The sequence below is a fragment of the Aneurinibacillus migulanus genome, assembly GCF_001274715.1.
GTDB lineage: Bacteria > Bacillota > Bacilli > Aneurinibacillales > Aneurinibacillaceae > Aneurinibacillus > Aneurinibacillus migulanus.
Genome location: NZ_LGUG01000004.1, coordinates 1723828 through 1748109 on the forward strand (window position 1 = coordinate 1723828; position 24282 = coordinate 1748109).

Here is a 24282-nt window from a genome sequence, read left to right on the forward strand (position 1 = left end):
GTTACTTACATGGAAAACGACACTGCGAAGCAAGAACGCTTTGGACTTTTGCTTCAGCAATTGGCTATTCCACCCGAATTTGTTGAAAAGTATTTTTCCGACGGTCTCATTGAGAAAGTGGAAGTCTACCGTCAGGAGAAACGCTGGCATTTCTATTTGCAACTTCCCGAACTGCTACCACTGAACGTATACCAAGCATTTCATGCCAAGCTGGTACAGGCGTTTCAAAATATTGCTTCGGTTGATTGTAATATGAGATATGTCCACCCTGTCCAAATGCCAGGGTTCGTAAAAGAATATTGGCCACTCATCGTAGAAAAAGTGTCGCCGCACATCAACTCGACAGCAACATATTTGAAGAACGCTACATACGAAATAGCGGATAATCGTTTGCAGCTCGGTGTGCTTGATACATTCGCCGTCGAAAAAATGAAGCAGCGTCAAGTAGATGAATGGATAAACCGTACGATGAAGCAACTGTGCGGCGATTCTCTGCCGATTGTTTATCATGTAGCACAAAACGAAGAAAAGTATCAGCAATTCGTTGAGCAACGGGAAGAAGAAGATCGCAGCCGTGCTATGGAAGCACTACTGGAAAAACAGAAAGAAAAAGAGAAAGTTGAAGCGAATAAAGAAGCGGCCGCTTCGATGGAAGTATTGCAGCTCGGTTATGACATTAAGGATGATTCCGTCTCAATTTGCGACATTCAGGAAGAAATGGGCCGCACTTGTATTGAAGGGCTTGTATTCGGTGCAGAAGTACGTGAGCTGCGCAGTGGTCGGACGTTATGCACCTTCAATATTACAGATTATACGGATTCGCTGCAGGTAAAAATCTTTGCGCGTGACAAAGATGATGTACCGAAACTTGCGGCTATTAAGAACGGCATTTGGCTCCGCGTACGCGGACCAATCCAGGAAGATACGTTTGCGCGCGAGTTGGTCATGATGGCGAAGGACTTGATTCAAATCAAGCCATCGGCATCCCGTATGGATGATGCGGAAGAAAAACGGGTGGAATTTCATTGCCATACGAATATGAGTGCCATGGACGGTATCGCCTCCGCCGAGCGTTTAATCAAACAGGCTGCCGAATGGGGTCATAAGGCGATCGCTATTACAGATCATGCCGTAGCACAAGCATTTCCTGAAGCATTTTCCGCTGCAAAAAAACACGGCATCAAGATACTATACGGTATGGAAGCAAATGTTGTGTCCGATTCGACCGTTATTGTACATCAGTCACAGGAACGTATGCTGGCTGATGATACGTATGTGGTTTTTGACGTAGAGACAACCGGACTATCTGTCGTGAATAATACGATTATCGAGCTTGCGGGCGTTAAGATGAAAAACGGTGAAATTATCGGCAAGTACGAATCATTCGTCAATCCACATGAACCTATCCCGCTTAATATTCAGCAATTAACCAGTATTACGGACGATATGGTAAAAGACGCGCCGGAACTTGATCAAGTCATCCGCGAATTTGTTGAATTTGTTGGTGATGCAGTGCTTGTAGCACATAATGCCAAGTTCGATATGGGCTTTTTGCAAGCGAGTTGTAAGCAAAGCGGCCTTCCACCGGTACCAAATCCGTTCCTGGATACGCTGGAGCTGGCACGCTTCCTCTATCCAGGCATGCGCAATCATCGATTGAATACGCTGGCATCCAAGTTTAATGTGAGCCTGGAGAATCATCACCGTGCAGTTGACGACTCTGAAGCGACAGGGTATATCTTCTTCTTTATGTTAAAAGAAGTACTGGAACAGGACATCATAAATCTCAATGATTTAAATAATCATGTAGGATTGGATTTGCAGAACTCGCGCCCGTTTCACTGCAATATTTATGCGTTAAATGAAATTGGAAAGAAAAATCTTTATAAACTTATTTCGTTGTCTCATACGGAATATTTGTACAAAACACCACGCATTCCACGGGCGCAAATTCAAAAGCATCGGGAGGGCTTGCTCATCAGCTCAGGCTGTGAAAAAGGTGAGTTATTTGAAACGGTACTTAATAAAAGTCCAGAAGAGGCTGAAGAAGTAGCTCGGTTCTATGATGTACTGGAAATTCAACCGATCGAAATTAATCGCCACTTGGTGGAGAAGCAATTAGTCGCGAACGAAGCAGCACTTATGGATGCGAACCGCAAAATTGTGGAGCTTGGCGAGAAGCTTAATCTTCCAGTCATTGCAACAGGCAATGTGCATTATGTTCATCCGTATGAAAAAGACTATCGTACGATTTTGATTCACGGTATTACCGGTTTTAGCCCGCTTAAAGATCAATACAAGCCGGATGCGCATTTGCGCACGACGGATGAGATGCTAGAAGAATTCAAATATCTGGGCGAGGAGAAAGCGAAGGAAGTCGTCATAACAAATCCAAACATGCTGGCGGATCAGTTTGAAGAACTCGAAATCATTCCGAAAGATTTGTATACGCCGAAAATCGAAGGTGCAGACGAAGAAATCCGTTCGATGAGCTATAACAAAGCGAAAGAGCTATATGGTGAACCGTTGCCGGAAATCGTAGAGAAAAGATTAGAAAAAGAGCTTAACAGCATTATTACGCACGGCTTTGCGGTTATTTACCTCATCTCACACAAGCTCGTGAAGAAGTCAATCGATGATGGTTATCTTGTGGGCAGCCGGGGTTCTGTCGGTTCATCCTTTGTCGCCACGATGACGGAAATTACCGAGGTGAATCCGCTACCGCCACATTACCGTTGCCCGGAGTGCAAGCATAGCGAATGGTTTACTAAAGGGGAATATGGCTCCGGTTTTGACTTGCCTAGGAAAAATTGCCCCACCTGCGACATTCCGATGACAGGCGATGGACATGATATTCCGTTTGAGACGTTCCTTGGTTTTAAAGGGGATAAAGTTCCTGACATTGACTTAAACTTCTCGGGGGAATATCAACCGCATGCGCATAACTATACGAAAGTGTTGTTCGGTGAAGAGTATGTGTATCGCGCAGGAACGATTGGTACAGTAGCGGAGAAAACAGCATATGGGTTTGTGCGTAAATATGGGGAGGAAAAGGGGAAAACCTGGCGTAATGCGGAAATGAGTCGACTCGCCACAGGATGCTCCGGAGTTAAGCGGACGACGGGACAGCATCCTGGCGGAATTATTGTTGTTCCGGATTATATGGAAATCTACGATTTTTGTCCGATTCAATATCCAGCCGACGATAAGGAAGCGGAATGGCGCACGACGCACTACGACTTCCATTCCATCCATGATAACTTATTAAAACTTGATATTCTTGGCCACGACGATCCGACTGTTATCCGGATGTTGCAGGATTTGACCGGACTCGATCCGAAGAAAATTCCGATCGGAGATCCGGAAGTGATGAGAATTTTTAGCGGAACGGACGTGCTGGGCGTTACACCAGAGCAAATCGACAGCAATGTAGGAACACTGGGTGTTCCTGAATTCGGGACGAAATTCGTCCGCCAGATGCTTGAAGATACACGACCGTCTACATTTGCTGAACTGGTACAGATTTCAGGGCTGTCGCACGGAACGGACGTATGGCTTAACAATGCTCAGGAGCTTGTGCGCAACGGTACGTGCGAGCTTAAAGATGTTATCGGCTGTCGGGACGATATTATGGTGTATTTGATGCACAAAGGCCTTGAACCTTCCTTTGCCTTCAAAATCATGGAGTCGGTACGGAAAGGGAAAGGTCTCACACCGGAGATGGAAGAGGAGATGAAAAACAATAATGTGCCGGATTGGTACATCTGGTCGTGTAAACAGATTAAGTACATGTTCCCGAAGGCGCATGCCACAGCTTATGTATTGATGGCGGTGCGAATTGCGTACTTCAAGGTACATTATCCGATTCATTTCTATGCCACATACTTTACGGTACGTGCGGATGATTTTGATGCCGAACTTGCTGTACAGGGATCGGCGGCAATCCGAGCCCGTATTAAAGAAATCGTAGAAAAAGGCAACGACGCGCAACCGAAGGAGAAAACGTTGCTTACCGTATTGGAGATGTGTCTGGAGATGTGTGAGCGGGGGTTCCGGTTCCAGAACGTAGATTTATATCGTTCGGATGCAAGTCAGTTTATTATTGACGGCAATAGCCTTATCCCGCCATTCAACGCTCTGGCGGGCGTAGGGACGAATGCGGCTATCAATATTGTTAAGGCGCGTGAGGCGGGCGAGTTCCTATCTATTGAAGATTTGCAGCAGCGTGCCCGTTGTTCCCGTTCTGTCATCGAGCTTCTTCAACACCAAGGCTGTCTAAGCAGTTTGCCAGAAACGAACCAGCTTTCGCTGTTTTAGAGAGAAAATAGGAGAGGAAGTTAACGTCTTTTTTAATGGATAAGAAAGTAGATGTCGTTGTAAAGCAAGAAAGCGACAGCTCCCTTCTTTCGTCTATTTATGCCAATATTGACGGTAGTTGCCTGGGTTTGGTGATTATGCTATAATACTTTTTGGTAATACTAAGTATACGTAATGTGATGACGCAAAGAGTGGGGAAACCCACTCTTTCCTTTTAGCCAGGGAAGCGGGCTATATTTACTTTGCATTCTACTGAACTTGTTCTAGGGGGTTAATGTCCTTGAGTCAACATGTAATCGCCGTGACCGAAGAGCTGGTCGCACCGATTCTGGAAGAAGAAAATTTGGAGCTCGTCGAAATCGAATACAAAAAAGAGGGCAGTAACTGGTTCCTCCGTGTCTACATCGATAAAGAAGGCGGCGTTGATATCGAAGATTGCGGGCGTGTCAGCGAGAAGCTGAGCAAGAAGCTGGACGAGATCGATCCGATTCCTGGGGCATACTTCCTTGAAGTATCTTCACCTGGTGCTGAGCGACCGTTGAAAAAAGAGCAGGATTTTGAGCGTGCGGTGGGCAAGCATGTACATGTGACCACTTACGAGCCGATCAACGGCTCCAAAGTATTCGAAGGCGAACTTGTCTCTTATGACGGTAAACAGCTCGAAATCAAAGAAGCGAAAGCAAGCGCACTCATTCCACGCGACAAAGTCGCCAGCGCCCGCCTCGCAATCGTGTTTTAAGATTTGAAAGGAGGATAAGGGATAACAATGAACGCCGAGTTTATTGAAGCATTACATGAGATAGAGAGAGAAAAAGGAATTAGCAAAGAAGTGCTGATCGAAGCAATCGAAGCAGCGCTTGTCTCCGGCTATAAACGTAATTTTAATTCTGCGCAAAATGTGCGTGTCGATATTAACCGCGAATTGGGCAATGTGCGTGTATTTGCCCGCAAAACTGTAGTAGAAGAAGTAACGGATCCTCGTGCTCAAATCTCGCTTGATGAAGCGCAGGAAATCGATCCGAACTATATGGTTGATGACATTATTGATATGGAGGTTACTCCGCGTGATTTTGGACGCATTGCAGCGCAAACAGCTAAACAGGTCGTCACCCAGCGTATCCGCGAAGCGGAACGAGGCATTATTTATAGCGAATTTATTGACCGTGAACAAGACATTGTAACAGGTATTGTACAGCGCCAAGACGGCCGGTTCTATTATATCGATTTAGGTAAAGTAGAAGCGTTAATGCCGCTGAATGAAAAAATGCCTAATGAATCGTTCAAGCAGGGTGATAGAGTCAAAGCATTTATTACAAAAGTAGAAAAAACGACAAAGGGTCCGCAGATATTTGTGTCCCGTACTCATCCGGGCCTTCTGAAACGCTTGTTTGAGTTAGAAGTTCCGGAAATATTCGATGGTGTCGTGGAGATTAAGTCCGTGGCGCGCGAAGCAGGAGATCGCTCTAAAATCGCTGTTTACTCTGCCGATCCGAACGTAGATCCAGTAGGTGCCTGTGTTGGTCCGAAAGGCATGCGTGTACAGACGATCGTGCAAGAATTGAAAGGCGAAAAAATCGATATTATGAAATGGTCGGAAGAGACAGCTGAATATGTGGCTAATGCACTGAGTCCTTCAAAAGTTGTACATGTAACCGTATATGAGGGTGAGAAGGTAACACGTGTCATCGTGCCGGACTATCAGTTGTCGCTTGCTATCGGGAAGCGAGGGCAGAACGCTCGTCTTGCCGCTAAGCTGACTGGGTGGAAAATCGATATTAAAAGTGAAACACAGGCTGCAGAAGAAGGGTTCGTATATAGTGAACCGGTTTCTGTCATTCCGGCCAAAGGATTCAAAGAAACGGAAGAAGCCTTGGTACAGGATGAGGCGTACGATATCGAAGCTAATGCAGTTGAAGAGGCTTCCACGGCCGATGTCGTGGATGAAAGGGAGTAGGGCGTTGTGAAATCGAGAAAAACTCCGCAACGCAAATGCATCGCCACTCAGGAGATGTATGATAAGCGCGATATGCTGCGCATTGTGCGGACACCGGAGGGCGAGGTTAAAGTCGACCCGACCGGCAAAGCATCAGGGCGTGGTGCATACGTATGCCGCTCCCGGGAAGCATTTGATATTGTAAAAAAGAAGAAGCTTCTTAACCGCGCTTTGAAAGCAGAAGTAACAGACGCGATGTATGAAGCGCTAGAACAAGAATTTATGAGGCATGTGCGTAAATGAATAAAGTAGAGCAGATGATTGGCCTGGCGCAGCGGGCCCGCAAGCTCATCACGGGAGAAGAACTCGTCATCAAGGCCGTTCGTCAAGGGCAGGTACACCTGGTCATACTGGCGGACGATGCATCCCCGAATACCCGCAAAAAAGTAATGGATAAGTGCGGCAGCTACAAAGTTTCCTGCGTACCATACGGCAATCGACAAACGCTTGGCGCCGCGCTTGGAAAGGAGCAACGAGTTGTCATTGGCGTGACCGATGCCGGCTTCGCAGAAAGATTGACGCAGCTGATGAACCAATAACTGTCGGGGGTGGATAAATGAGTAAATTGAGAGTACATGAATATGCCAAAGAACTTGGCATTAGCAGTAAGCAGATGATTAATCTGCTTACTAAGCTCAATTTATCGGTAAACAACCACATGAGTACACTAGAAGACAGCACGATTCAAAAGGTAGAGCAGCATTTGAAGCAGGTAAAACAACGCGCAGATGGTCAAGAAAAACAAAAGCATGATACGGAAAAGAGTGGGACGATGGAAAAAAAACAAGAACAGAATAAACAAAATGTAAATAGTGAAAACCGGAACAGCACAGGTCAAGGGCAACGTAGCAACAATCAAGGTCAGGGTGGTAGACCGCAGGGTCAAGGTGGTAGACCGCAGGGTCAAGGCGGTAGACCACAAGGTCAAGGCGGTAGACCGCAGGGTCAAGGTGGTAGATCGCAGGGGCAAGGCGGCAGACCACAAGGTCAAGGCGGTAGACCGCAGGGGCAAGGCGGTAAGCCACAAGGTCAAGGTGGCAGACCATCGCGAGATAACCAGGGCCGAGGCAAAGGGGCGCAGAAACCAAACAATCGTTCCAATCGTTTTGATGACAAAAAGAAATCAGCCGAGATGAACAAAGGAGTAAAGCGTCCACATAGCAAGCAACAACAACAGCCTAGACCGGAAGTGAAAGTGGATAAAATTACAGTATCTGGTCCGATGACAGTAGCCGAACTGGGCAAGAAAATGAAAAAACAGCCTTCTGAAATTATCAAGAAGCTGTTCGGTCTCGGTGTAATGGCTACGATCAATCAGGAGCTGGAGTTAGATACGATCCACCTTATCGCTGCCGATTATGAAATCGAGGTCGAAGAAAAAATCGAGCTTGACTATAGCGATTTTGAAAATATTGAGGAAATCGACGAGCCGGATACGCTCGAAGAACGTCCGCCGGTTGTAACCATTATGGGCCACGTCGACCACGGAAAAACGACGTTGCTTGACGCGATCCGGGAAACGAACGTGACTTCTACGGAAGCAGGCGGTATTACGCAACATATTGGTGCTTATCAAGTAGTGAGACATAGCAAAAAAATTACTTTCCTTGATACTCCGGGCCATGCCGCGTTTACAACGATGCGTGCACGCGGTGCGCAAGTAACTGATATCGCTATTATTGTCGTAGCGGCAGACGATGGTGTGATGCCACAAACGGTTGAGGCGATTAACCATGCAAAAGCAGCCAATGTACCGATTATCGTGGCAGTTAATAAAATGGATAAACCTTCAGCTAATCCGGATCGGGTGAAGCAGGAATTGACGGAACATGGTCTCGTACCGGAGGATTGGGGTGGCGATACGATTTTCGTACACGTATCCGCGTTGAAGCGGGAAGGCCTTGATGACATTCTTGAGATGATTCTACTTGTAGCGGAAGTGCAAGAATTGAAGGCGAACCCGAATAAACGTGCGCGTGGTACAGTTGTTGAAGCAGAGCTTGATCGGGGACGTGGACCGGTCGCTACAATTCTTGTGCAGCATGGTACGTTAAGAATCGGTGACCCGATCGTTGTTGGTACAGCATTTGGCCGTATCCGTGCAATGGTCAACGATAAAGGCCGTCGCATTAAGGAAGCCCCACCATCTACACCGGTTGAAATCACTGGTTTGAATGATGTTCCGCAGGCCGGCGATCAGTTTATGGTATTCGAGGACGAGAAAATGGCACGTCAAGTTGGTGAACGTCGTTCGGCTAGCCGTCGCGAGAAAGAGCTTCGTGCTTCTGCCCGCGTATCGCTTGATGATTTGTTCAACCAGATTAAAGAAGGCGAAATGAAAGACATCAACGTGATTATCAAAGGGGACGTACAGGGTTCTGTAGAAGCGCTGCGCGGTTCGCTTGAGAAAATTGATGTTGAGGGCGTGCGTGTGAAGATCATTCATACTGGCGTCGGTGCAATTACCGAATCTGACGTTATCCTTGCGTCTGCATCAAATGCCATCATTATCGGGTTTAATGTTCGCCCAGAACCGAACGCTCGTGTGACGGCGGAAGCAGAGAAGGTAGACATTCGTCTGCACCGCATTATTTACAAAGTTATGGAAGAAATCGAAGCAGCAATGAAAGGTATGCTTGAACCGGTATACGAAGAGAAAGTTATCGGTCAGGCTGAGGTACGCCAGACGTTCAAAGTATCCCGTGTCGGTACAATTGCAGGATGCTATATCACGGATGGTAAAATTCAGCGTGATGCCGGCATCCGTGTCATTCGTGAAGGTATCGTCATTTATGAAGGAAAAATCGATGCACTCAAGCGCTTTAAAGATGATGCCCGTGAAGTAGCTCAAGGCTATGAATGTGGTATTACAGTAGAGAAATATAACGATATTAAAGAAGGGGACGTCCTTGAAGCATTTATTATGGAGGAAGTCGCTCAGTAATTCTGAACGTTCATGTTCAGTCAGAATGAGGTGAGAACGATATGGGCAATATTCGCACCAATCGTGTAGGCGAACAGATTAAAAAAGAGCTCAGCCAAATCATTCAGCGGGAGATTAAAGACCCTCGTATCGGATTCGTTACTGTAACCGGAGTAGAAGTATCCGGGGACCTTTCGCAAGCAAAAGTGTTTATTAGTGTACTCGGTGGCGAAGAACAGCGGGGAGATACACTTAAAGCGCTCGAAAAAGCGAAAGGGTTCATGCGTACGGAAATCGGTCGACGTGTCCGTCTGCGTCATACGCCTGATTTGCTGTTCAAGTTTGATGAATCCGTAGAATACGGTAGCCGTATCGAGTCGCTGCTGACGAAGATTAAAGAAGAAGAAGGGGAAGACAAAGAATGAGTTCGTACAAGGCATCCCTAGAAGCTGCAGCAAGCTTCCTGAACGAACATGATCATTTTCTTGTTGTGAACCATGTTAATCCTGATGGGGATGCCACTGGTTCTTTGCTGGCGATGAAGTGGATTTTGCACCGATTAGGCAAGCAGGCCACACTCGTCAACGAAGGAGAGACCCCTGTCAAATTTATGTTCCTGCCTGGAGCGGATGAGATTATAGACGCTTCCGTTCAGGCGGAACGTCATACATATGATGCGATAATTACTTGCGATTGCGCCGATTTTGCTCGTATCGGAGAGGTGAAGATGTGGTTCGCACCGAATTGTGCACTGTTGAACATTGACCATCATCCGACGAACGATTTGTTCGGTACAGTCAATCTGGTTCGGACAGATGCGGCGGCTACAGCAGAAATTATCTTTGATTTAATTAATCATATACAGCTTGTGCCGGGGAAAGAATTAGCGACTTGTTTGTATACGGGATTATTAACCGATACCGGGGGATTTCGCTACTCTAATACGACATCACATGTCATGGCAGCCGCATCCGAGTTGCTTGGCTACGGAGTGGAACCAGGAAGCATTGCAGAACGGGTATTAGAATCGATTACCAAAGCGCACATAAGCCTTTTGCAGCGTTCCTTGCAGACGTTACAGCTTACGGATGATGATAAAGCAGCCTATCTTACTGTCACGCTCTCGGATTTAACGGCGACAGGTGCTAGCAGTGAGGATACTGAAGGAATCGTAAATTACGGCCGCAACATCGATGGAGTAGAAGTCGGTGTGTTATTTAAGGAAGTGGCGGAAGATCAGATAAAAGTAAGCTTTCGTTCACGAAGTGAGGTCGATGTCGCATCCATCGCCAAATCGCTTGGTGGAGGCGGTCACATACGTGCCGCCGGTTGTACTGTAGCTGCGCCGCTCATGGAAGCGAAACGTATCGTCATACAAAAGGTCAGCGAAGCTTTAAGAGAGTGTGGCGATAAGTCATGAGTGGATTATCTGGCATTATCCCGCTTTACAAGCAGGCAGGAATGACTTCACATGACTGTGTGATGAAAGTACGACGTATTGCACGCACAAAAAAAGTAGGACACACCGGTACATTGGATCCAGATGTGACCGGCGTGCTGCCTATTTGTATTGGACCGGCTACTAAAGTAGCTGATTATTTACATGAAGCACCGAAAGTATATCGGGCGACCATGGTAATAGGCACAGCTACTAATACGCAGGATGCGAGCGGAGAGGTTATTGAGGAAAAGGCCATAGAACCGGCATTGAGTGAGGTACAGGTGCGGGAGACAATGGAGAAATTTCTTGGCAATATTGAACAGCTGCCTCCAATGTATTCTGCGGTGAAAGTAGACGGAAAACGGTTGCATGAACTTGCGCGACAAGGTAAGACGGTGGAGCGGAAACTTCGCTCCGCAACCATTTATAAAATCGATATTGAAGACATGCAGCTTACGGAAGAGAGGCCAAGCGTTACATTTACGGTTGCTTGTTCTAAAGGTACATATGTCCGTACGCTATGCGTAGATATCGGTTCAGCGCTTGGCTATCCTGCTCATATGTCTTATTTGCAGCGAATTAAGAGTGGGCCGTTTACGCTCGAGCAATGTGTTACGCTAGAACAGATGGAAGAAGCCGCGAGCGAAGGTATTCTGCAACATCTCCTGTACCCGCTGGATGTTGGGCTATCCCAATATTCAGCCGTAACCGTACCGGAAGGCCGGGTAAAGGCGATGCGTAACGGGCTAAGCCAACGTCACCGTAAACCGGATGATTGGCAAATCGGAGATAAAATTCGTTTATACAGCCCAGGTGGTGCTTTTCTTGCGTTGCATGAAGTGGTATATATAGATAAAGAGAACGGTGTCGAATCCAAACCTGTAAGAGTGTTTCCGGAGGGGGAGGCATAAATGGAAATCCAACGTTTGCATTATCCGCTACCGCCCGATTTCAAAGGGGAGCCATGTGTGCTTGCCCTGGGCTATTTTGACGGCGTCCATGCCGGACATCGCCGCGTGATTCAAAAAGCGATCGATACGGCGAAATCCTTAGGAACGAAGTCTGCTGTCATGACATTTGATCCGCATCCGCGCGAGGTGCTTGGTCAGAGTGGTTATACCCAGTATCTGACGCCCGTAGACGAGAAGCTTGAACAACTGAAGACAATGGGGGTAGATGTTGCTTACGTTGTCCATTTTAACATTTCGTTTGCCGCCATTTATCCGGAAGATTTCATCGATGAATTTCTCATGCAGCTCTCTGCCAAGCATGTAGTGGTCGGATTCGACTACACATTTGGACATAGGGGCAAAGGTACGGTGTTCACCTTGAAAGAACATGCAAATGGACGTTACGGTGTCGATGTGGTAGCGCCGGTAAACCGGTTCGGTGAGAAGATTAGCAGTACTCTTATTCGCGAATACTTGTATAGCGGTAAGATTAAAGAAGCGACGCAATTTCTTGGCCGTCCATATCGTGTGCGGGGTACGGTAGTGCATGGAGAAAAACGTGGGCGCACCATCGGATTTCCGACGGCAAACCTTCGCCTATCCGCTCCTTATATTGTACCACGGAACGGGGTATATGGCGTGCGCGCTGAATTGGAAGGCAAGGCGTACTACGGAGTAATGAACGTAGGCATTAAGCCCACATTTGAGAATGAACGTAAAGAAAAGTCACTTGAGGTTCACTTGTTCGATTTCGCAGGTGATATTTATGATAAAACAATGGAAGTAGAATTTCTGTTCTTTATTAGAGAAGAACAGAAATTTGCCGGAGTAGATGCCCTGATTGCACAGATTAACTCAGATGTGGTGACTGCGAAAGAGCAGTTCGCTAAGTTGTCCATCGTATAAAGCAGGACTTTACTCCATTCCCTGACTGTGATATAGTATATTTTGTTAGGTAAACAACCATGGCTTGGAAGTTCGAGTCACCAACGGATTTCTAGGGCATTGGGGATTTTAATGAGGAGGTGAATAGGATGGCTCTGACACAAGAACGCAAGCAGCAACTGATCGGAGAGTACCGCACTCATGAGTCCGACACTGGATCTCCAGAAGTGCAAATTGCTATCCTTACTGAGAAAATTAACTACTTGAACGATCATCTTCGTACGCACAAAAAAGACCACCATTCCCGTCGTGGATTGTTGAAAATGGTTGGTCAACGCCGCAACCTGCTGGCTTATCTGAAAGACAAAGATGTTACTCGTTACCGTGAGTTAATCAACAAATTAGGCTTACGCCGATAAGAGAAAGCGGGGATTCCCCGCTTTTTTCGTGTCTATTGTCATTGGATAAATTTGAATATGGACATTTGTTTATTGCTGTCTTTTTGTTTTTAGCAAGTTTTTTTTTATTTCCTTTCATTGCAGGAAATAATAGAAGAATGACGAAATATTTTTTGTTGAGCACGAGAGGAGGCATTATCTTTTTATGGATGAAGTAAAAGTATATGAATTTGAGCTCGCTGGGCGGAAAATGTCGATCGAATACGGCAAACTAGCCAAGCAAGCAAATGCCGCCGTGATGGTGCGCTATGGAGATTCTGCGGTGCTTAGTGCGGTAACCGCATCCAAGAAACCTTCTCACCTTGATTTTTTTCCGTTAACAGTAAATTATGAAGAAAAACTGTATGCTGTCGGTAAAATTCCAGGTGGTTTCATTAAACGGGAAGGGCGTCCGAGCGAGAAGGCAACGCTGACAAGCCGCGTGATCGACCGCCCGATTCGTCCGTTGTTCCCGGAAGGATTCCGCAATGAAGTACAAATTGTTAATACGGTAATGTCCGTAGATCAGGATTGTTCGACGGAAGTTGCGGCGATTATCGGTACATCCGCGGCGCTGAGCATTTCCGATGTGCCGTTTAACGGACCGATTGGTGGCGTGATTGTTGGCCGAGTTGATGGAGAGTTCATCGTCAATCCAACTGTGGAACAGCTGGAGAAAAGCGATGTAAATCTAACCGTGGCTGGTACATATGATGCCATTAACATGGTTGAAGCAGGTGCCGATGAAGTGCCGGAAGAAGTCATGCTAGAGGCGATTATGCGCGGTCATGAAGAAATCCGCAAAATCGTGGAACAAATCCGGATGATTGCATCCGAGGTAGGCAAAGAAAAGATGGAAGTAGAGCTTGTTTCCTTTGATGAGGAAATAGAAACAGCCGTGAAAGAATATGCGGAAGCTCGACTAATAGAAGCGGTTCGTATCGAAGAGAAGCAAGCGCGCTATGCTGCGATCGATGCTATTAATGAAGAAACGCTGGAGCATTTTGCAGAAACGTATCCAGAACAGGAAGTAGCAATAAACGAAATTCTTCACGATATCGTGAAGCAAGAAGTGCGTCGCCTCATTACGCATGATAAAGTGCGTCCGGACGGGCGTGGACTCGATGAAATTCGTCCAATTTCCTGCGAAATTGATCTATTGCCACGTACGCACGGTTCCGGTTTGTTTACGCGTGGACAAACCCAGGTGCTTAGTGTATGTACGCTTGGTGCGCTTGGTGATGTACAGATTCTTGACGGTCTTGGCCTTGAAGAATCGAAACGTTTTATGCATCATTATAATTTCCCTCCGTACAGCGTAGGCGAAGCTCGTCCGCTGCGTGCACCAGGGCGTCGGGAAATCGGACACGGAGCGCTTGGAGAACGTGCACTTGAGCCGGTTATTCCGGGTGAAGATGTATTCCCATACACGATTCGTCTCGTATCCGAAGTGCTTGAATCCAACGGATCAAGTTCTCAGGCAAGCATTTGTGCGAGCACGCTTGCAATGATGCAAGCAGGTGTACCAATTAAGGCGCCGGTAGCTGGTATCGCCATGGGTCTTGTTAAAGACGGCGAGCACATGACGATTCTGAGCGACATTCAAGGTATGGAAGATCATCTGGGCGATATGGACTTTAAAGTAGCAGGTACACGTAAAGGTGTGACTGCGCTGCAGATGGATATCAAAATCGAAGGCATCAATCGTCAGGTTCTCGAGCAAGCGTTGAATCAAGCTCGTGAAGGACGTCTGTTCATTCTTGCTAAAATGGAAGAAGCCATTCAAGAGCCTCGTCAAGAGCTTTCACGGTTTGCGCCAAAAATTACGATTATGCGTATCAATCCGGACAAAATCCGTGACGTTATCGGACCAAGTGGTCGTGTAATCAACAAAATTATTGAAGAGACTGGCGTAAAAATCGACATCGAACAGGATGGTCGTGTTTATATCGCTTCACCTGACGCCGATGCAAATGCAAAGGCAAAACAAATCATTGAAGACATTGTACGAGAAGTTGAAGTGGGACAAGTCTACAACGGTACAGTCAAGCGTATCGAGAAGTTCGGCGCGTTCGTGGAATTGTTCGCAGGTAAAGAGGGACTTGTTCATATCTCCCAACTTGCGGAAGAACGTATAGGTAAGGTTGAGGACGTAGTATCCATCGGCGATAAGCTGGAAGTGAAGGTGACTGAAATCGACAATCAAGGTCGTGTCAATCTCTCACACAAGGCACTATTGAAAGAAAGAAAACAACAAGAAAAAGCAGCTGAAGCTGAAAGCAATAACCAGTAAGAAGGAAGATAGCGACACGAGACATTGAGTCCGTCGCTATTTTTTTATGTATGCTTGCCTATCTTCCCGCATAGGATTGTACAAACTTATCTGTGCGTGGGAGTGATGGAAAAGGATGAACCGTTTGCTGGCTTCGCTATGCTTTTTTTTTCTTTTATATACCGTCATGACATCAGAGTCGGTGAATTTGTATATCGCATCGAAAAAAATGGATCAGGCTACCCTTACGAATCAAACAGAGCAATGGGAGGGAAAATTAAAGGAACTGGCCCGTACGAAAAATATCGCGCCTGTGAATGCGCGTATCGATGCAATTTGGAAAGGAATCCCAGGGTATAACGGGCTCCAGGTTGATGAGGAGAAAACAGTAAAACGTATGCAGCAGGCCGGGAAGTGGGATGAGTCACTCATCGTTTTTCGAGAAGTAGAGCCAGCTGTTCATATCGATCAATTGGAATCCTCCCCCATTTATCGGGGCAATCCGGAAAAGCCTATGATTTCTGTTATGATTAATGTTGCTTGGGGCAATGAATATCTGCCTTCCATTCTAAAAGCATTGGAAAAAGAAAAAGTAAAAGCGACCTTTTTTCTTGACGGTAGCTGGACGAAGAAATATCCAGATGAAGCAAAGAAAATCGCAGAAGCCGGACACGAAATCGGCAGTCATGCCTATTCGCACCCGAATATGAGTCGGCTTTCACTCACTCGTATGGAGCAGGAGATTACAAAAACGAATGCTGTCATTGTTCAGGCGACTGGAATCACGCCTACCTTGTTCGCTCCACCATCTGGTGATTTTGACCAGCGGGTCGTTGATATGGCTGCACGCTACAAATTAAAGACAATATTATGGACGGCTGATACGGTCGATTGGCGTAATCCGACATCGGAGCAATGGTTTCGTACTGTCGCCCCGAAAATCAATAACGGCGTGCTTGTGCTGATGCATCCGACAAAATCGACCGCAGAGGCACTGCCTCAGCTCATCCGGTATGCGAAAGAAAAGAAACTTGCGCTCGGTACGGTCAGCGATACCCTCTCCACCCGCCGCGTGCCCTCCTATTGAGCGAATATCTTAAGTTTGCTATAGTAAAGAAATATGTGACATACTTGTCGCCATAGAGGAGGAAAGCCGTAGTGATAGAAAAATACACGCTGGAAAATGGCGTGCGCGTCATTATTGAGAAAATCCCGACTGTCCGCTCCGTTGCGCTGGGCATTTGGATCGGCACAGGCTCAAAATATGAAAATACGGAACTGAACGGAATTTCCCATTTCATCGAGCATATGTTGTTCAAGGGTACAGCGACTCGCTCCGCTAAGCAAATCGCCGAAGCATTCGATCAAATCGGTGGACACGTAAATGCGTTCACTTCAAAAGAATATACATGCTACTATGCACGCGTGCTCGATGAACATGCTCCGAATGCGCTTAGTATTCTGTCCGACATGTATTTCAATTCTGTATTTGATGAACAAGAATTGCAAAAAGAGAAGAACGTTGTTATTGAAGAGATTCGCATGTATGATGATACGCCAGATGACCTTGTACATGATTTAGTGGCTAAGGCGTGCTATGAAACACATCCGCTTGGCTACAGCATTCTTGGAACGGAAGACGTATTAAACAAAATTACCCGAGATAATGTACAGGATTACATCGAATCGCGCTATACGCCAGAGCAGACGGTAATTACCGTGGCGGGCAATGTATCCGATACGCTGCTTGAAGAGATTACCCGTCACTTTTCCGGGTATAAGCGCACGACGCGGGAGCTCACCCCGGACACCAAACCGGAATTTACGGCGGGAACAGTTTGGAAGAAAAAGGAGACGGAGCAGGCGCATCTTTGCCTATCATTTCCAGGCTACGATGTAGGTCATCCGAATATTTATTCACTTATCCTGATGAACAATATACTTGGTGGCAGCATGAGTTCGCGCTTGTTCCAGGAAGTACGTGAAGAGCGTGGTCTTGCGTACTCCGTATATTCGTATCATTCCGCATTTAAAAATACAGGCACGTTTACGCTGTATACCGGTACGGCCACCAAGCAACTAGAAGAGGTATACCGTGTCATGATGAATACGGTGGCCGAGTTGCGCGAAAAAGGCATCAGCGATGATGAGCTAAAGAAAGGAAAGGAACAGCTTAAAGGTAGCTTGATGCTAAGCCTGGAGAGCACGAGTAGCCGTATGAGCCGCCTTGGTAAGAATGAACTTTTACTTGCACGTCATCTGGAACTCGATGAGATTATTCAGCGTGTGGAGTCGGTTACCGTCGAGAGTGTAAGAAACGTAGCAGGAGAAATTTTCAGCAAGCCGGTGGCAACGGCGCTTGTTAGTCCACTTGAGGCAATTCCAGAGTATATGAGGAGCGATATTCTTGTACGACGCTAACGTAAAAATCACTGTTTTACCGGGAAATGAAGACATTGGCATGCCCCAGAAAATGACGGAGCTAGCTAGTGGTTTTGACTTATGTGCCGCTGTTTCCGCGCCAGTTTCACTACAGCCGGGAGAAAGAGCATTAATTCCAACCGGCTTCGCTATGGCAATGCCGGCCAACCTGGAAGCCCAGGTTCGTCCTCGTAGTGGTCTGGCATACAAAAAGGGTATTACGACGTTAAATGCTCCCGGCACAATTGATGCAGATTACAGGGGTGAAGTAGGCGTTATCCTAATCAACCATGGTTCGGAGACGTTCACTGTGGAGCGAGGAGACAGAATCGCCCAGCTCGTATTTCAGTGGGTACCACGTGTACAGGTAACGCAGGTGGACTCGCTTGACGAGACAGAGCGTGGCAGTGGGGGATTTGGACATACTGGAGTGTAACGTTTGTGAAATGAGGGAAGCAATTTGCTTCCCTCATTTTTAATGGATGGATACGCTATAGGTTTCGTATCCATCATCTGTAATAGAGAGACAGTTAAGCTGACGATTGTGGCCGGCTCCGCCGTCAATGCCGATTTTGTCTTTGCTAATCCAGATATCGTCACGACCGTGCAGCTTGAAGCCTGGTGTGTGACCGAAGATAACGGTTTGAGAAAGTCCAGTTGGATGAAGAAAAAACTTCTTACGGATAGAGACCAGCTTTCGGCATGGCGTATCCTTCCAGTGAGGACGCGCCGGGTCAATTCCGGCATGCACGAAAATATGTGTTGGAGTTTCGTAATAGTAAGGCAACTTCTTCATCCATTCTACGTGATGAGCATAAGCGTCCTGAATTTGTTTGCGCAGCTTTTTTTCTCCGCTGTTCTCTATCGTCTCCCCGATGTAATCTTTCAGCGTCGGTAACGCCTTGTAGTCTTTCGTATATTCCGGAAGTTCTCCATGTAGCCAAGCAAGAAACGCTTCTTCGTGATTTCCGCGGATAGCAGCGATGGAGCCTTCGCGTGACAATTCTATTACCTTATCCACTACCTGCCTACCATGGGGACCTCCGTCGATGAAATCTCCTAACAATATGAGCTGATCGGAAATCGGACTGTATTGTATAGTGTCGAGCAGACGGCAAAACGCATCATATTGCCCGTGAATATCTGAAATGCACAGTGTGCGCATTCTCCATCTCTCCTATGTATGATGTACTGAACATAAATATTGCTGAATATCTGTCCCTGTTCTACTTATGAAAATGAAAAAGCAAACGTATATATCTAGTATACCAAGCTTAATATCTATTCCATACAAGGAGGCGATTTGATGCGATACAGTGAATTAGGGGGCAAAGAAATTATTGACCTAGATAACGGTGAGCGAATGGGTGTTGTTGGACAATCCGATATGATCATTGATCCATCGACAGGTAAGATTGAATCCATCATCCTTCCCACAGGCAGCCTGCTCAGCCTGGGACGCAAGAAAGAAGAAGTCATCATTCCGTGGAAAGCGATTCGCAAAGTCGGCAGCGAGATGATTATTGTCGAAATGAAGGAAAGAATAGCAAAGGATTAATAGAAAATGAACAGGCAGGCGGCTGTCACCATAAAGGCATACATGGAATACGATGAGGGTAGAAATGCAACGAATTCCGGGAAACCATAGCTGCAGCGGTTGTTTAGGCTTTATCTTAACGAAGGTTTGCAGTAAAATGGTTTGAAAGGGGTTATCTTATGCTAACAGGAATTCATGCTGCCTTCATTGGTGGGGATGCCCGCCAGCTTGAAGTCATCAAGAAATTCATTGAATTGGATGCCGCGGTAACCCTCATCGGCTTTGATAATTGGGAGAGCAACTTCACCGGTGCGGTGAAGCGACCGCTTTCCGCTGATGTCTTGCGCGATGTGGACGCCTTGATTCTGCCGATTGTAGGTTCGGATGATAAGGGATACGTCGAGAGTATTTTTTGCTCCAAACCTCTGCAATTAACGGAAGAAATTCTTGCTGCGCTGCCTGCTCACTGCTGTATTTATACCGGGATTGCCCGTAGTTTTTTAATGAGCGTTGCTGCCAAGCAGAATCTCGGTCTTGTGGAGTTAATGGACCGTGACGATGTCGCCATCTATAACTCGATTCCTACGGTGGAAGGCGCACTGATGATGGCTATCCAGAATACTGATTTTACGATCCATAATTCGAACAGCCTGGTTTTGGGATTGGGCCGGGTTGGTGTATCCATGGCGCGCGCCCTGCATGCGTTAGGTGCGCATGTGCGCGTAGGCGCCCGCAAGTCGTCGGATTTGGCCCGCATTTTTGAGATGGGACTGACCCCGTTCCATATCGATGAGTTAAGCCAACAAGTCGACGACGCTGACTTAATCTTCAATACGATTCCGCATGTCATTATAACAGCTAAAGTTATTGCAAATATGCAACATCATGCCCTAATTATTGATCTCGCCTCTAAGCCGGGTGGTGCCGACTTCCGGTACGCGGAGAAGAGGGGAATTAAAGCGATCCTTGCTCCTGGGTTACCCGGAATCGTTGCACCGAAAACTGCGGGACAGATTATTGCGAATACACTGTCGCGACTCGTTTTCGAACAAACGGGAAACAGGAGGAATCGAAATGGATCTCAAGGGTAAGACAATCGGCTTCGGATTAACCGGTTCTCACTGTACATTCGCGGAAGTAATGCCAGAGATTCAGAAGCTGGTCGATGCAGGTGCCGAAGTAGTGCCGGTTATTAGTCATACGGTCGCGACAACGGATACTCGTTTCGGAAATTCAAACGATTGGCAGGCACAACTGCGGACCATTACCGGGAATGACATCATCGCTACGATTGTAGACGCCGAGCCGCTTGGTCCCAGCAAGCGGTTTGATGTGATGGTTATTGCGCCATGCACAGGCACATCGCTGAGCAAGCTGGCTAACGCAGTCACCGATAGTGCGGTGATGATGGCAACCAAAGCTACTTTGCGGAATCTGCATCCAGTAGTGCTCGCCATCTCGACTAACGACGGACTGGGGCTTAATGCAGCGAACGTGGCAAAAGTAATGGCGACTAAGAATATTTATATGGTTCCTTACGGTCAGGACGCTCCCGATAAGAAACCAAACTCTCTTGTTGCGCGGATGGAACTCATTAAGGAGACGTGCGAAGCGGCGTTAGAAGGTAAACAGCTTCAGCCGATGCTGGTAGAGAAATTTCGCTATATGCAATAGCAATTTTTGCTATTTTCATAATAAAAAATATAGTCGCACCGAATCACATATTTGGTGAGCGAAAAGGAGTGGGAAACATGGAGAATAACAAGGGATATCACGTAGCAGTAGTCGGCGCTACCGGCGCAGTAGGGGAACAAATATTAAAGATGCTAGAAGTAAGGCAATTCCCACTTGCATCGCTGAAGGTACTGGCTTCCGCCCGTTCGGCGGGAAAGACGGTACCATTCAAAGGGCAGGACATCGTAATTGAAGAGGCGACTCCTGAGGCGTTTGATGGTGTACAAATCGCTTTGTTCAGCGCGGGAGGAAGCGTAAGCAAAGCGCTTGCACCTGAAGCGGCAAAACGTGGTGTGATTTGCGTCGATAACACAAGCGCATATCGTATGGAGCCGAATGTACCACTCGTTGTACCAGAGGTAAACCCGGAAGCAATGGCTGAGCACAATGGTATCATTGCCAATCCAAACTGCTCCACCATTCAGATGGTGGCGGCGCTTCAGCCACTGCGCGAAAAATATGGTATTGAGCGCATTATCGTCTCTACGTACCAGGCGGTATCCGGTGCAGGTGCCAAAGCAATTCAGGAACTAAAAGACCAAACAGAAGCAATCATTCGTGGCAATGAAGTGAAAAAGGAAGTGCTGCCAGTCGGTTCGCTTCCGAAGAAGCACCAAATCGCATTCAATGCTATTCCGCAAATTGACGTCTTTTTAGAAAATGGCTTTACAAATGAAGAAATGAAGATGGTACGCGAAACAAAGAAAATTTTCTCCGATGAGACCATTGCCGTAGCCGCAACCTGCGTGCGCATTCCGGTTGTTAAAGGTCACTCGGAGTCGGTATATGTAGAGTTCAAGAATGACTACGATCTTGCGGAAGTGCGTACGCTGCTTGAAAATGCACCAGGCATCGTAGTTCAGGACAATCCGGAAGAACAGGAATATCCGCTTGCAACAGAAGCATCCGACAAACTTGAGACTTTTGTCGGACGCCTACGTCGTGATCTTGACAACCCGAGGGGCTTGCACATGTGGATCGTATCCGATAACCTGTTAAAGGGTGCGGCATGGAACGCCGTACAAATCGCCGAAGAACTTGTTAAACGCAATCTAATTACAGAGTCTTAAGTTAAGGAGCTATGAGAGCAGCATGAGAATACTTGTGCAAAAATTCGGCGGTTCGTCTTTGACGACCGCCGAAAAAAGAGAGCGTGCGGCTCACCACATCGTCAAAGCCCTAGAGCAAGGATACAGCGTGTGTGTTGTTGTATCCGCGATGGGGCGTAAAGGTGATCCGTATGCAACTGATACCTTGCTTGATTTAATCAAAGAGAACGGGGATGCGCTCGGCAAACGGGAGAGAGATATGCTTATGTCATGTGGGGAGGTTATCTCCGCTACCACAATGGCAAGTATGTTGAACGCAAAAGGCTTTACCACAGCTGTATTGACGGGCGGCCAGGCCGGTATTTTGACAAACGATGATTATACAAATGCTCAAATCGCAACCATTAACCCGCAGCGTATCGTACGTGAGCTGGAGCAGGGGAAAGTCGTGATCGTTACCGGCTTCCAGGGACGGACGACAGAGTGGGATACAACGACCCTGGGACGTGGTGGCAGTGATACGTCGGCCACCGCGCTAGGTGTTGCGTTACAAGCTGAAATGGTTGATATTTTTACCGATGTGAATGGTATTATGACGGCGGACCCGCGCATTGTTGAAGAGGCACGTTCCTTATCTACGATTACGTACACCGAGATTTGCAATATGGCGTATCAAGGCGCAAAGGTTCTTCATCCACGTGCGGTAGAAATCGCGATGCAGACGAACACACCGATTCGTGTACGCTCCACATTCTCAGATGATGGCGGTACGCTGGTAACGAGTGTAGCAGAAGCAAATCGAGTGGCAGGCGAAGTGAATGACCGTTTGATTACTGGCATTGCCCATGTGTCCAACGTGACACAGATTAAAGTTATGGCCAAAGAGGGAGAATATGATCTGCAGATGCAGGTGTTCAAAGCGATGGCCGAGAATGAGATTAGTGTTGACTTTATCAATGTGAATCCGCTGGGTGTCGCATATACGGTACATGATGAAGTAGTAGAGAAAGCAGTGGATATCCTTCATACTATGGGATATGAACCACTCCTGACACGTCACTGCGCCAAAGTATCTATTATCGGTGCGGGCATGGCCGGAGTTCCTGGCGTTATGGCACGTATCGTTGAAGCATTGACAAAAGAAGACATCCAAATCCTTCAATCAGCTGACTCGCATACGACCATATGGGTGCTGGTGAAGGAAGTGGATATGGTTCGTGCGGTTCGCGCTCTGCATAAAACGTTTGATCTTGATAAGGTGCAATTCTGAGGAGGATGACCGTGATGGATTTTGGACGATTGGTAACTGCAATGGTGACTCCGTTCGATGCGCAGTTGCGTATAGATAAACGGAAAACCGAAGCGCTTACCGAGCATCTGATTGCTACCGGGTCTACCGCACTGGTTGTCGCAGGTACGACAGGGGAATCGCCGACGCTGACGGGCCAGGAGAAGGTAGAGTTGTTCCGCCATATTGTAGAAATCGTGGATGGACGCATACCGGTCATTGCAGGTACTGGCAGCAATAACACTGCCGCATCCATCGAGCTAACACAAAAAGCGGTGGGAATCGGCGTAGATGCCATCATGTTAGTTGTACCGTACTATAATAAGCCATCTCAGGAAGGACTGTATCAGCATTTTCGAACGATTGCTGGAAGCACCAGACTACCGGTAATGCTGTATAACATTCCGGGTCGTTCTGTCATTAATATGCAGCCGGAGACGACGATTCGTCTAGCAAATGATGTGGCCAACATTATTGCAATTAAAGAAGCGAACAGTGATACCGGCCAGATGTCTCGTATTATCGAACAGACGCCAGACGATTTTGTTTTGTATACCGGCGATGATGGTATGACGCTACCATGCATGTCAGTGGGTGGTAAAGGCGTGATTAGCGTAGCAAGCCATGTTATCGGTCGGGAGATGACGGAAATGATTCAGTCGTTTGTTGGCGGTGACATTGCGAAAGCAAGTGCATGGCATCGTAAGTTGTTGCCGATATTCGAAGGGCTGTTCATCACGGCCAACCCGACACCGGTAAAAGCTGCGCTTGCACTAAAAGGAATAGATACAGGCGGCGTACGGCTCCCGTTGGTTTCGCTTACCGAACAGGAGCATGAATATGTAAAAGGTTTATTCAGTTAATTATTTTGGGTAAGAATAGAGCAGGGAGGTACTTTCCTGCTCTATTTTCTTTTTCCAGTGGACATTGAAAGGCGATGTACCTATATCGTTACATAATAAATGTTGTTCATGGGCATAGTAACTATTGATAGCACTTGTTTTTAACTTGAAGCATCATGTATAATATTAACAA

22 protein-coding genes are annotated in these 24282 nt (G+C 46.9%); 21 read left to right on the forward strand and 1 reads right to left on the reverse strand.

Translation table 11 applies throughout. From position 1 onward, the window contains the following. The first annotated feature begins 9 nt into the window (after nt 1-9). The 15 genes from AF333_RS10220 (at nt 10) to dut (ending at nt 18075) form a co-directional block, all read left to right on the forward strand. The gene (locus AF333_RS10220; RefSeq protein WP_043065948.1) at nt 10-4317 is read left to right on the forward strand and encodes a PolC-type DNA polymerase III; all 4308 of its coding nucleotides are present in this window, start codon (nt 10-12) and stop codon (nt 4315-4317) included. Nucleotides 4318-4591: 274 nt separating this feature from the next. Beyond that, complete coding sequence (rimP, locus tag AF333_RS10225; RefSeq protein ID WP_043065947.1) at nt 4592-5056, forward strand: ribosome maturation factor RimP; 465 nt, start codon at nt 4592-4594, stop codon at nt 5054-5056. 27 nt (nt 5057-5083) lie between these two features. Continuing rightward, nucleotides 5084-6271 (forward strand): transcription termination factor NusA, encoded by a 1188-nt coding sequence (nusA, locus tag AF333_RS10230; RefSeq protein ID WP_043065946.1) that lies wholly within the window; start codon nt 5084-5086, stop codon nt 6269-6271. 6 nt (nt 6272-6277) lie between these two features. Next, nucleotides 6278-6553 carry an RNase P modulator RnpM gene (gene rnpM, locus AF333_RS10235; protein WP_043065945.1) on the forward strand — a complete coding sequence of 92 codons (276 nt, stop codon included), beginning with the start codon at nt 6278-6280 and terminating at the stop codon, nt 6551-6553. Beyond that, nucleotides 6550-6849, forward strand: a complete 300-nt coding sequence (locus AF333_RS10240) for a YlxQ family RNA-binding protein (RefSeq protein WP_043065944.1) — start codon at nt 6550-6552, stop codon at nt 6847-6849. Before rnpM ends, AF333_RS10240 begins: the two co-directional genes overlap by 4 nt. Nucleotides 6850-6866: 17 nt before the next feature. Next, nucleotides 6867-9254, forward strand: a complete 2388-nt coding sequence (gene infB / locus AF333_RS10245) for a translation initiation factor IF-2 (RefSeq protein ID WP_043065943.1) — start codon at nt 6867-6869, stop codon at nt 9252-9254. A gap of 41 nt (nt 9255-9295) precedes the next feature. After that, nucleotides 9296-9658 (forward strand): 30S ribosome-binding factor RbfA, encoded by a 363-nt coding sequence (gene rbfA / locus AF333_RS10250; RefSeq protein WP_043065942.1) that lies wholly within the window; start codon nt 9296-9298, stop codon nt 9656-9658. Continuing rightward, a complete protein-coding gene (locus AF333_RS10255) occupies nt 9655-10653 on the forward strand; it encodes a DHH family phosphoesterase (RefSeq protein ID WP_043065941.1) in 999 nt (332 codons plus the stop codon). Before rbfA ends, AF333_RS10255 begins: the two co-directional genes overlap by 4 nt. Next, entirely contained in the window at nt 10650-11585 is a 936-nt protein-coding gene (gene truB, locus AF333_RS10260) for a tRNA pseudouridine(55) synthase TruB (protein WP_043065940.1), read from the forward strand. The genes AF333_RS10255 and truB overlap by 4 nt, the downstream gene beginning before the upstream one ends. Next, the gene (locus tag AF333_RS10265; RefSeq protein WP_043065939.1) at nt 11586-12530 is read left to right on the forward strand and encodes a bifunctional riboflavin kinase/FAD synthetase; all 945 of its coding nucleotides are present in this window, start codon (nt 11586-11588) and stop codon (nt 12528-12530) included. A gap of 128 nt (nt 12531-12658) precedes the next feature. Continuing rightward, nucleotides 12659-12928: a 30S ribosomal protein S15 gene (rpsO, locus tag AF333_RS10270; RefSeq protein ID WP_021621546.1), complete on the forward strand. Its 270-nt coding sequence runs from the start codon at nt 12659-12661 to the stop codon at nt 12926-12928. A 184-nt stretch (nt 12929-13112) separates the two neighbouring features. Continuing rightward, nucleotides 13113-15239: a polyribonucleotide nucleotidyltransferase gene (pnp, locus tag AF333_RS10275; protein WP_043065938.1), complete on the forward strand. Its 2127-nt coding sequence runs from the start codon at nt 13113-13115 to the stop codon at nt 15237-15239. Nucleotides 15240-15354: 115 nt separating this feature from the next. Continuing rightward, nucleotides 15355-16305, forward strand: a complete 951-nt coding sequence (locus tag AF333_RS10280; RefSeq protein ID WP_043065937.1) for a polysaccharide deacetylase family protein — start codon at nt 15355-15357, stop codon at nt 16303-16305. A gap of 71 nt (nt 16306-16376) precedes the next feature. Further along, on the forward strand, nt 16377-17639 hold the full coding sequence (locus AF333_RS10285) for a M16 family metallopeptidase (protein ID WP_043065936.1): 1263 nt from the start codon (nt 16377-16379) through the stop codon (nt 17637-17639). After that, the gene (dut, locus tag AF333_RS10290) at nt 17626-18075 is read left to right on the forward strand and encodes a dUTP diphosphatase (protein WP_043065935.1); all 450 of its coding nucleotides are present in this window, start codon (nt 17626-17628) and stop codon (nt 18073-18075) included. Before AF333_RS10285 ends, dut begins: the two co-directional genes overlap by 14 nt. A 39-nt stretch (nt 18076-18114) precedes the next feature. Here the strand turns inward: dut and AF333_RS10295 are convergent, their stop codons facing one another. Then, nucleotides 18115-18804, reverse strand: coding sequence for a metallophosphoesterase family protein (locus AF333_RS10295; RefSeq protein WP_043065934.1), 690 nt, complete (start codon nt 18802-18804; stop codon nt 18115-18117). Nucleotides 18805-18945: 141 nt separating this feature from the next. Between AF333_RS10295 and AF333_RS10300 the strand changes: the two genes are divergently transcribed. From AF333_RS10300 to dapA, 6 genes are all read left to right on the forward strand, one after another. Further along, the gene (locus AF333_RS10300) at nt 18946-19197 is read left to right on the forward strand and encodes a YlmC/YmxH family sporulation protein (protein ID WP_043065933.1); all 252 of its coding nucleotides are present in this window, start codon (nt 18946-18948) and stop codon (nt 19195-19197) included. Nucleotides 19198-19355: 158 nt separating this feature from the next. Further along, nucleotides 19356-20267, forward strand: coding sequence for a dipicolinate synthase subunit DpsA (gene dpsA, locus AF333_RS10305; protein ID WP_043065932.1), 912 nt, complete (start codon nt 19356-19358; stop codon nt 20265-20267). Continuing rightward, complete coding sequence (locus tag AF333_RS10310) at nt 20251-20850, forward strand: dipicolinate synthase subunit B (RefSeq protein WP_043065931.1); 600 nt, start codon at nt 20251-20253, stop codon at nt 20848-20850. The genes dpsA and AF333_RS10310 overlap by 17 nt, the downstream gene beginning before the upstream one ends. Nucleotides 20851-20927: 77 nt before the next feature. Then, entirely contained in the window at nt 20928-21980 is a 1053-nt protein-coding gene (locus AF333_RS10315) for an aspartate-semialdehyde dehydrogenase (protein ID WP_043065930.1), read from the forward strand. A 22-nt stretch (nt 21981-22002) separates the two neighbouring features. After that, nucleotides 22003-23229, forward strand: a complete 1227-nt coding sequence (gene dapG / locus AF333_RS10320; RefSeq protein ID WP_043065929.1) for an aspartate kinase — start codon at nt 22003-22005, stop codon at nt 23227-23229. An 11-nt stretch (nt 23230-23240) separates the two neighbouring features. Further along, nucleotides 23241-24110, forward strand: a complete 870-nt coding sequence (gene dapA / locus AF333_RS10325) for a 4-hydroxy-tetrahydrodipicolinate synthase (protein ID WP_043065928.1) — start codon at nt 23241-23243, stop codon at nt 24108-24110. The last annotated feature ends 172 nt before the right edge of the window (nt 24111-24282 follow it).